At 64.4% G+C, this 9,764-nt stretch carries 9 protein-coding genes; 3 read left to right on the top strand and 6 right to left on the bottom strand.

Features of this window, described 5'->3' with window-relative positions:
* The 4 genes from EOA36_RS16950 to EOA36_RS16935 all read right to left on the bottom strand — a co-directional run.
* Positions 1-998, bottom strand: a 998-nt coding sequence (locus EOA36_RS16950) for a Gfo/Idh/MocA family oxidoreductase (protein WP_145969194.1), incomplete at its 3' end; no start/stop codon positions are given.
* A gap of 274 nt (positions 999-1,272) precedes the next feature.
* Positions 1,273-2,436 (bottom strand): ABC transporter substrate-binding protein, encoded by a 1,164-nt coding sequence (locus EOA36_RS16945; RefSeq protein ID WP_127278612.1) that lies wholly within the window; start codon positions 2,434-2,436, stop codon positions 1,273-1,275.
* A 67-nt stretch (positions 2,437-2,503) separates the two neighbouring features.
* Complete coding sequence (locus tag EOA36_RS16940) at positions 2,504-3,346, bottom strand: ABC transporter permease (RefSeq protein ID WP_127278611.1); 843 nt, start codon at positions 3,344-3,346, stop codon at positions 2,504-2,506.
* Complete coding sequence (locus EOA36_RS16935; RefSeq protein ID WP_127278610.1) at positions 3,343-4,170, bottom strand: ABC transporter ATP-binding protein; 828 nt, start codon at positions 4,168-4,170, stop codon at positions 3,343-3,345. Before EOA36_RS16935 ends, EOA36_RS16940 begins: the two co-directional genes overlap by 4 nt.
* 314 nt (positions 4,171-4,484) lie before the next feature.
* On the opposite strand from EOA36_RS16935, the gene EOA36_RS16930 reads away from it, so the two are divergent.
* Together EOA36_RS16930 and EOA36_RS16925 are read left to right on the top strand one after the other, a co-directional pair.
* Positions 4,485-5,423 carry a MurR/RpiR family transcriptional regulator gene (locus EOA36_RS16930; protein ID WP_127278609.1) on the top strand — a complete coding sequence of 313 codons (939 nt, stop codon included), beginning with the start codon at positions 4,485-4,487 and terminating at the stop codon, positions 5,421-5,423.
* A 173-nt stretch (positions 5,424-5,596) separates the two neighbouring features.
* A complete protein-coding gene (locus EOA36_RS16925; protein ID WP_127278613.1) occupies positions 5,597-7,387 on the top strand; it encodes an NAD(P)/FAD-dependent oxidoreductase in 1,791 nt (596 codons plus the stop codon).
* Between the two features lie 194 nt (positions 7,388-7,581).
* Here EOA36_RS16925 and EOA36_RS16920 read toward each other — a convergent pair whose 3' ends face one another.
* Positions 7,582-8,817 carry an amidohydrolase/deacetylase family metallohydrolase gene (locus EOA36_RS16920; protein ID WP_127278608.1) on the bottom strand — a complete coding sequence of 412 codons (1,236 nt, stop codon included), beginning with the start codon at positions 8,815-8,817 and terminating at the stop codon, positions 7,582-7,584.
* A 30-nt stretch (positions 8,818-8,847) separates the two neighbouring features.
* Positions 8,848-9,213, bottom strand: coding sequence for a RidA family protein (locus EOA36_RS16915; protein WP_127278607.1), 366 nt, complete (start codon positions 9,211-9,213; stop codon positions 8,848-8,850).
* Positions 9,214-9,431: 218 nt separating this feature from the next.
* Here EOA36_RS16915 and EOA36_RS16910 point away from each other — a divergent pair.
* Positions 9,432-9,764, top strand: a 333-nt coding sequence (locus EOA36_RS16910; protein WP_127278606.1) for a hypothetical protein, incomplete at its 3' end; no start/stop codon positions are given.

Raw genomic sequence — 9,764 nt, 5'->3', positions numbered from 1 at the left:
GTCAGATCGAGGTCCTCGCGGATGGCGCGCAGGAAGAAGGCCTGCTCGCGGTCGCACAATTCCTGATGGCCGGGCTCGTCCTCCATGCTGACGATCTCGTCCGGTTTCTTGAAGTTCTTGTCGCCGTCGACCGCGGCATAGTGGATCTTCAGCGCATCGGTCTTGGTGTGGCGATCGATGTCAGCGGAGTTCGACACTTCAGCGTCGGAAGCGGTGCTGGCGGCTTGTTCGGCGACGATCGACACCGCACCCTTCGGCCCGACGACGTCCTTCACGAAATAGGCCGTCTCGCTCATCATCGGCCCCCAGCCGGCCTCGTACCAGCCGACCGAGCCGTCGTCGAAGGTGACGTGCAGGTGGCCGTAATTCTGCTTGTCGGCCTCTGCCCACAATTTGGCGCCGATGCCGTGCACGCGGACCGGCTTCGCGCCGGTCAGCTGGCACATGACGTCGACATAATGCACGCCGCAATCGACGATCGGGATCAGCGAATCGATCAGGTTCTTGTGCCAGTGCCACGCGCTGCCGCTGCTCTGCTGGTTGAGGTTGAGGCGCATCACCAGCGGCTTTCCCAACGTTTTGCCGACCTCGATGAATTTGATCCATGAGGGATGGACGCGCAGGATATAGCCGAGCACCAGCTTGCGGTTTTTCGCCCGCGCGGCGGCCACCACCTTCTCGGCATCCTGGATGTTGGTCGCGAGCGGCTTTTCCATGAACACATGGCAGTTGGCCGCGATCGCCTTCAGCGCGTATTCGGCATGCGTGTTGGGCCAGCTGTTGATCGAGACGGCGTCCGGCTTGGTCTCCTTCAGCGCCACGTCGAAATCTTCGTAGAGCGGATAGCCGGCAAGTTCGGACGGGATCTTGGTGTTGCTCTTGATCGAGCGGCTCATGATGCCGACGATCTGAAAACCCTCGGAGCGGTGATAGGCGCTGGCGTGCGACGCACCCATATTGCCGAGACCCACCACCAGCACTTTTACCTTGTCGGCCACTACTGCCTCCCGTTCCTTAATCATTAAAACCATGTGCGAGGGGCTCAGTTGCCGCACGTGTTGATCGCTTGCCCGGGCAATCATCTTAGGTTTGCGCAGCCCCTCATTGCCCTGCCGGGCATTTCTCCCCGTATAGTGACGGGGAGAAAGACGCTGTCATCACCGATTTTCGCCAATCGCCAGCGTTGGAGCGCTTCCCTTCTCCCCGTCACTATACGGGGAGAAGGTGCCGGTAGGAGGATGAGGGGCGGCGCTGGCCTCGAAAATTGGCACCCTACTTCACCGCCGAATCGAACAGATGCGCCTTGATCTTCTCGACATCGAGCGCGGCGAAGCCTTCCGACAGTTTGACGCCGTCGGCGTCGGCCTTCACCTTGGCCTTGTCGAAGTCGTTGGCTGGGGGAATGAGATCGTTGGTGCAGACATCCTCGGCCTTCACCGGATTGGTGATCTGGCCGATCTTGTGGATCTCGTCGAAGAAGCCCTGCCAGCTCGCCATGTCGTGCGAGCCCCAGCCGCCGCGCTTGTCCATGTCGCCACGGAAGACGTTGATCTGCTGCAGGATCGAGGTGGTGCCGAGCTCCGGCCCGAGGTTCTTGGCCAAAGTCGGGAACTGTTCGAACACCGCCTCGACCGCCGCGCGCGGATTTTGATACCCGAACTCCAGGCCCATCGCCCAACCGCGCAGGTATTTTTCCAGGAACGCTTTCTTGTCGGGATCGGCAAGGTCGGCGGCGCGCACGACGAAGGTGTTCGCCGGCAGCTTGGAGTTCTTCACGCCGAGCCAGTATTCGAAGTCGAGACCCTTGGCGATCCATTCGGCGCGCAAGCCTTCCCATGACAGCGCCGCGTCGCCCTGGCCGCCGGCAAGCGCGGTGCCCCAGGTCGGCCAGCCGGCCTCGACATATTTGACCTTCTTGATGTCGACGCCTTGCGCGGCAAGCAGCGGATCGGTGATCGACTGCCAGGCGGCGGAACCGAGCAGGATGGTCTTGCCTTCGAGCTTCTTCAGGTCGTTCGAGCCCTCGCCCTTGCGGAAGGCGATGGAGAACGTGTCGCGCGCGCCCATGTGGAACACCGACTTCAGCTTCATGCCGTTCTGGATGGCGAAGGAGAACACGCCGGGCGAGGGAAAGCCCATGTCGGCCTGGCCGACATCGACGAACTTCACCGTTGCCGTGCCGTCGGACGGTCCCGGCTGCATGTCGGTGTCGAGCCCGTCGAAATAGCCGGCCTTCTTGGCCGCCCAGTAGGGATAGTCGTCGAGCACTTCGAGCGTGCCGCGCGGCGAGATCCAGGTGAATTTTCCATAGGCCTCGGCTCTGGCCTCGAGGCCCGACGCGCCTAGCGCGGTCGCCGTCACCAACCCGGCGCCGGTGACCTGCAGGAAGGTACGGCGGCTCATTCCCGCCTTGTGGATGAAATTGTCGTTGGTCATGGCATTCCCCTTTTTGTTTGATGTTGGTCAGTCGCCCGTCTCCGGGGCGCGGTCATTGCCCTCTGCTTCAAGCCTCCCAGCTCGCCCATTTCTTGCCGATGAGGAAGAACAGCACGTAGATCAGGATGCCCAGCATCGACAGGATCAGCACCACGGCGAAGAATTGCGGCATCTGGATCATCGACGAATAGGTGGTGAGCCGGTTGCCGAGGCCGAAGCCGCCGCCGACCATCTCGGCGCCGACCGCCGTGAGCAGGCCGAAGATGGCGCCGATCATCAGCCCGACCAGGATCATCGGCAGCGCCATCGGCGCGCGGATCTTCCAGAAGATCTGCAAGGTGCTGGCGCCGTAGGATCGTGCCAGCGCGATCTTGGCGCTGTCGACGCGGCGGAAGCCGGTGGCGGCGTTGATCATCACCATCGGCCCGGCTGCCAGCGCCACCGCGATGATACGCGGCGTGTAGCCGAAACCGAAGCGCAGGATCAAAAGCGGCACCAGCGCCAGCATCGGCGTGGTGACGAGCAGCAATATGTAGGGCGCGACGATCTTTTCCGCGAAGGGGAACTGGGTGATGACGGCGGCCAGCACCAGCCCGATCACCGCGCCGATGGCAAAGCCGGACACCAGCTCGACCAGCGTGTAGCCAAGATGCGGCGCGATCAGCGGAAACTCGTCGAACAGCGCATAGCCGATCGAGCTCGGCGGCGGCATGATGTAGAGCGGCACGTGAAACAGCCGCAGCGCCAGTTCGATGCCGCCGATGATGATGACGGCGACGGCGAGGATGGCCGCCACCTCTTTCCCGGACTTGATGCCGGGGCCACTGGCGAAGGCCGAGAGGTTGGTCAGGCTGACGTCCTGTCCATCACCTGATTTCGACTTGGAGAATTCGGGAATGGCGTCGCTCACGGCCTGATCCTCACGATCTCGGCACTCGGGCGTTCCGGCGCCTTCGGCCTGGTGCGCTCGCCGACAATGTCCATCTTGATCCGGTTGGTGAGGTCGAAAACCTCCTTCGTCGCCATGATCTCCAGCGAACGCGGCCGCGCGAACGGCACGCGATATTCCTTGGCGACTTTGCCCGGCCGCGCGCTCAGCACCACCACGCGGTCGGAGAGAAAAATCGCTTCCTCGATCGAGTGGGTGATGAAGACGATGGTGGTCTTGGTGTCGAGCCAGATCTCCTCGACCAGCCGGTTCATCTCCTCGCGGGTAAAGCTGTCGAGCGCGCCGAACGGCTCGTCCATCAACAGCACCGAAGGCTTCAGCGCCAGCGCCCGCACGATCGCCGCGCGCTGCTGCATGCCGCCCGAGAGCTCGCGCGGGAACTTGCCGCCGAAACCGTCGAGGCCGACCCGGTTCAGGAGATGCGCGATCCAGGCGCGGTCGGGTTTTTCGCCCTTGATCTCGAAGGGAAAGCGGATGTTGGCGTCGAGATTGCGCCACGGCAGAAGGTTGGCTTCCTGGAACACGATGCCGATATCGGGATGCGGCCCGGTGATCGCCTTGCCGTCGAGCCGGATCTCGCCGCCGGTCAGGCCGTGCAGGCCCGACATCGACCACAGAAGCGTGGTCTTGCCGCAACCCGACGGGCCGACGATCGAGACGATTTCATTGGCCCTGACGTCAAGGCTGCAGCGGTCCAGCGCCAGGAGGTCGCCGGACGCCGTGTGATAGATCTTGGTCGCTGCCTGCACGCCAAGCTTCGGCGTTGTTGCTTCGCCCGCGTTCATCCGCCCCTCGGAGATTGCGTGATGATCCAATAGGTCATCAGACTGCCAGAAATCAGTGTGTAACTATCCTACTTTGCTGTCAAGCGCCGGTGGTGGTAAGCGTATCATCAAAATCGTAGATGCAAGTTATCCGATTGTTTTTGCCACGTTTTCTTTGCCTTGAAATCCTTGTTGCTTTCCTACATAGTTAGATAGGCGCACACGGCGCCGTCCTTGCGGCACGGATCGGCTGCAACAGTGCCGGGCGCATGGAACGACGGCGTGCAAACATGTTAAGAGGTCAGGTCGAAAACGGGCTAGGGAACACCGCCTTCATGACCGAAGCTGCCAGCCATCCGATCGTGGACGAAGAAGGAGCCGGGGGCGAGCCCGTCCGGCGCATTCCCGACATCATCTCGCTCGTCAAGGATTCCTACGCGGAATTGCGCCCGGCCGAACGCCGCGTCGCCGATGTCGTGCTTGAAAATGTCAAATATGCCGTCGACGCCTCCAACGCGGCGCTGGCCCAGCGCGCCGGCGTCAGCGAGCCGACGGTGACCCGTTTCTGCCGCGCCATCGGCTGCGAGGGCGTGCGCGACTTCAAGCTGAAGCTGGCACAGAGCCTCGTCGTCGGCGCGCTCTATCTGGACACCTCGCCGGCCAGGGAGGGCGACACCGGCATGCCGTTCTGGAGCGCCGTGTTCGGCGAAGCGCGGCGGGCACTGCAGGAGGCCGAGCGGCAGCTCGATCCGGGTGAACTGGAAAAGGCGGCCGAGCTGATCGCCCGGGCCCGCCAGGTCACTGTGTTCGGGCTCGGCGGCAGCTCTTCGGCGCTGGCGCAGGAAACCCAGTACCGGCTGTTTCGCTATGGCATCTCGATCAGCGCCCAGTGCGACCCCTACCTGATGCGCATGACCGCCTCGACGCTGAAGCCTGGCGACCTGGTGATCGCCATCTCGGCGACCGGGCGAACGCGCGAGGTGATCGAGGCCGTCGAACTCGCCAAGCACTACCGCGCCAACGCGATCGCCGTGACGGCGCCCGACACCGAACTCGCCCGCGCCTGCGACGTCAGGCTGACGGTCGCCGTGCCCGAATATCCCGACACGCTGAAGCCGACCGCCTCGCGCTATGCCTTCCTGGCAATGATCGACCTTTTGGCGGTCGCCTCGGCCTACAAGCTCGACGGCTCGGCCCGCGAGACGGTCCGCCGCATCAAATACAACGCCCAGATCCACCGCACGGGCAAGGAAATGGAGCCGCTCGGGGATTGATGAGGCGTTCTTCCTTCTCCCCTTGTGGGAGAAGGTGTCGCCGAAGGCGACGGATGAGGGGTGTTCCAGCTTGGCACCGACGGCACCCCGTGGCGCACCCCTCATCCGTCTCGGCGCTGCGCGCCGATCCACCTTCTCCCACAAGGGGAGAAGGAAGAAGAAAGAGGGAAGACATGCTCGAAATGGCACCGACGAAACAGGCAGCCGCATGGCTCGCATCCCTGGCGCAGGCGCTCGCAGCCGGCGATGTGACCGCCGCAAGCAACCTCTTCGTCGACGATTGCTACTGGCGCGACCTGCTGACCTTCACGTGGAACGTCACCACCATGGAAGGCCGCGCGGCCATCGCCGGCATGCTGAAGTCGACTTTGGCGACGACCAGGCCAACCGGCTGGCGGATCACCGGCGAAGCCACCTCGGATGAAGGCACCATCGAGGCCTGGTTCACCTTCGAAACGGCGGTGGCCACGGGACAAGGCATCATGCGTCTGCGCGATGGCCGCTGCCGCACCCTGTTCACGGCGATGACCGACCTCAGGGGGTTCGAGGAGCGCAAGGGACCGACGCGGCCGCTCGGCGTGCGCCACAAGGCCGATCCCGAACGCGAGACCTGGTCGGAGGCGCGGGCACGCGAGACGCGCGAGCTCGGCGTCTCGGAGCAGCCCTATTGCCTGGTCATCGGCGGCGGCCAGGGCGGTATCATGCTCGGTGCACGGCTGCGTCAGCTCGGCGTGCCCACCATCATCATCGAGAAGAACGCAAGGCCGGGCGATTCCTGGCGCAACCGCTATCGCACCCTCGTGCTGCACGACCCGGTCTGGTACGACCATCTGCCCTACATCCCGTTCCCCGACAACTGGCCCGTCTTCACGCCCAAGGACAAGATGGGCGACTGGCTGGAAATGTACACGCGCGTCATGGAGCTGAATTACTGGGTCGCCACCAGGTGCCTCAGCGCCAGCTACGACGAGGCGGAGAAAGAATGGACCGTGGTGGTCGATCGTGTCGGTCGTCAGATCACGCTGAAGCCGAAGCACATCGTCTTTGCCACCGGCGCCTACGGTCCGCCGCGCAAGATCGAGCTGCCCGGCGCGGACCAATTCAAGGGCGAGTTGCTGCATTCCAGCCAGTATGCCAGCGGCGAGAAATTCCGCGGCAAAAAGGTCGCCGTCATCGGCGCGGCCAGCTCCGGGCACGACGTCTGCGTCGATCTCTGGGAGAGCGGCGCCGACGTCACCATGATCCAGCGCTCGCCGACCACCGTGGTCAAGTCGGACACGCTGATGCAGGTCGGCTTCGAAATCTTCTCCGAGGATGCGCTGGCGCGCGGCATCACCACCGAAAGGGCCGACATGATCGTCGCCTCCACGCCATTCGCGCTGGTGCCCAAGGGCCAGCGCGCGCTCTACGACGTCATCCGCGCGCGCGACGCGGCCTTCTATGAGCGTCTCGCCGCCTCCGGCTTCGCGCTGGATTTCGGCGACGACGAGACCGGCCTGCTGATGAAGGCCTACCGCACCGGCTCGGGCTATTACATCGATGTCGGCGCCTCGGACCTGATCATCGACGGCAAGGTCGGCATCCGCAGCGGCGTCGCCATCAAATCACTGACGCCGAAAGGCATCCTGTTCGAGGACGGCAGCGAACTCGAGGCCGACGCCATCGTCGCCTGCACCGGCTACCAGTCGATGAACGAGAATGTGGCGGCGCTTGTCTCGCGCGAGGTCGCCGACAAGGTCGGCCCCTGCTGGGGCCTCGGCTCCGGCGTCAAGGGCGACCCCGGCCCCTGGCAAGGCGAATTGCGCAACATGTGGAAACCGACCGCACAGGAAGCCCTATGGTTCCACGGCGGCAATCTGGCCCTGTCGCGATTTTATTCGAAGTATGTCGCGCTGCAGATCAAGGCACGGATGGAAGGGATCGATACGCCGGTTTATGGCAAGCCTAGTAACGCTGGGCAGTGAAGCTGCTGATCTCCCCCCTCGTGGGGGAGATGGCCGGCAGGCCAGAGGGGGCGCTGTCCCGCCGGCCTCTCAGCCGATTGCAATTGCGCTTGGCACAGGTTCTTTGCAGGTCGCAGGATGGCCAGGGTTTGCGTTCCTTCGCGCCCCCCTCTGCCCTGCCGGGCATCTCCCCCACGAGGGGGGAGATTGGCTGATCATTCATGCCGGTGCCCGAAATGCCGGGCCGCCACCTCGACATGCGTATGTCGCGCATGCGCCGCGAAACGGTCGGTCTCGCCGACATCGTTGACCGCTTCGTTCGGCCACCAGATGCCGCCGATGACGATGCCTTCGCAGACCAGCCGCTGGTCGGCGACCAGCGAGGCGCCGACCGCATCGACGAAGGTGAAGCGGCCTGGCCGCTGCCGCAGCAGAGCGACGTCGCCGACGGTACCGACCGCCAGCGTGCCGAGGTCCGGCCGTGCGATCGCCCGCGCCGGCGCTTGCGTCGCCGCGCGCAAGACCTCGGCCACCGGCATGCCGAGCGCCATCAGCTTCGACATGCACACCAATATGTCGAAGGCCGGCCCGTCGACGCAGTAGAGATGCACGTCGCTCGAAATGACGTCGGGCGCCAGCCCTTCGGCCAGCATGGCGCGCGCGACGTCGAAGTCGAAAGAACCCATGCCATGGCCGAGATCGAAGATGACGCCGCGCTCGCGTGCCAGCCGCATGTCGGGCCGCACCATGCCGGAAGCGAAGACCGGCGCGTTGGGGAACGGCCGAAAGCAATGGGTGAGGATGTCGCCCCGGCGCAGGCGCGGCAGCACTTCGGAGCGGCCGGGTGGCGGCTCATCTATATGCGCCATCAGCGGCAGTCCGGCTTTGTCGGCGGCCTCCAGCGCCAGATCCACCGGCGCGATGCCGCTGGTGCCGCCTGCATGCTTGCCGGAGCGGACCTTGACGCCGACCACGACGTCGGCGTGCTCGCGCGCCGCGGCCACCACCTCGCGCGGCTCGCAAAGCCGGAGATCGCTGCATTCGCCGACCGACACCGTCTGCGAGAAGCCGAAAATGCCGGCAAAGGAAATGTTGACATAGGCCAGGATGCGCACCTTCGAGCGCTCCATGACATGGCGGCGGAAGCCGAGAAAATTGCCCGCACCGGCGCTGCCGGCATCGATGAAGGTGGTGGTTCCGCTTTTCGCTGCGAGCCGGTCGGCATCGACGCCGAGCGAGGTGCCGCCCCAATAGACGTGGCTGTGCAGGTCGACGAGGCCGGGCGCGACGATGCAACCGGTCGCATCGACCACCTGCGCGGCGCTGGTCACGGGGATGTCGGCGTCGACCGCGGCGACACGGCCATTGGCGATAGCGACATCGCGTGGTGCGTCGATGCCGGACGCCGGATCGATCAGCCGTCCGCCCTTCAGCAGGAGGTCGAATTGCATGGAGATGCCTCCGCCTTGTTGCTTCGTCTTTCAGGCCGGCCTGTACGCGACGGCCTCGACTTCGATCTTGATGTCGATCATCAGCCGCGATTCGACCGTGGTGCGCGCCGGCGGATTTTTGGGAAAATGCCTGGCATAGACCGCGTTGAAGGCACCGAAGTCGCGCGCGTCTTCCAGCCAGACAGTGGTCTTGACCACGTCGTCCATCGTGCAGCCGGCCAGCGCCAGCGCGGCCTTGACGTTGGCGAGCACCTGCTCGGTCTGTTCCGTGATGCCACCCTTGACCACGATGCCGTTGCCGCCGACCGGAACCTGGCCCGAGATAAAGACGAAATCGCCGGCCCGCACGGCGGGCGATAGCGGCACGTGGGACGTTCCAAAAGTCTGCTTGGGCACGGGATGGCTCCTCCGATGACGCGGCGAGGCACCGAGGCGGCACCCGCTTTGGGGGAGATTTACCGCGATCGGGGCGATCCCGATAGGGGCCTTGTTGGAAAGCAACATTCTTCGAAATCCGTGTTGCTTTATTACAGAAGCGCTTGCATCGTACGCGCTTGCCGGACGGGCTCGACGCCACGACGGACAGACGCCCTTGCGAGACGGAGACCCCGACAATGACCTTCGACAAGAACCCGTTTCCTTCAGGCGACGCCGACCGCCACGCGCTGTGGGAGATGCTGGTGCGGCGCGACATCGACGCCTTCATCGGCCAGGACTGGTCCATGGTCGAGAACGACTTCGTCGCCGAAAGCTTCTTTGGCATGCACGCGCATTTCCTGGCCAACGCCGATGCCTGGCGGCTGCAATTCCCCAGGCTGGAAATCTATCGCGACGAGTGGCTGCGCCAGGCCAAGGAGACGGCGGCGACCAAATTCGCCGAGCCGCTGCGCGAGGCGCTGTTTCGCGTCACCAATCTGCGCGACATCGATGTCGACGGCGACCGCGCC

The organism is Mesorhizobium sp. M8A.F.Ca.ET.021.01.1.1, assembly GCF_003998025.1.
In the GTDB taxonomy this organism is placed as follows: domain Bacteria; phylum Pseudomonadota; class Alphaproteobacteria; order Rhizobiales; family Rhizobiaceae; genus Mesorhizobium.
Note: the sequence above shows the minus strand (reverse complement) of the source record. Positions and strands in the feature narration are given on the sequence as shown.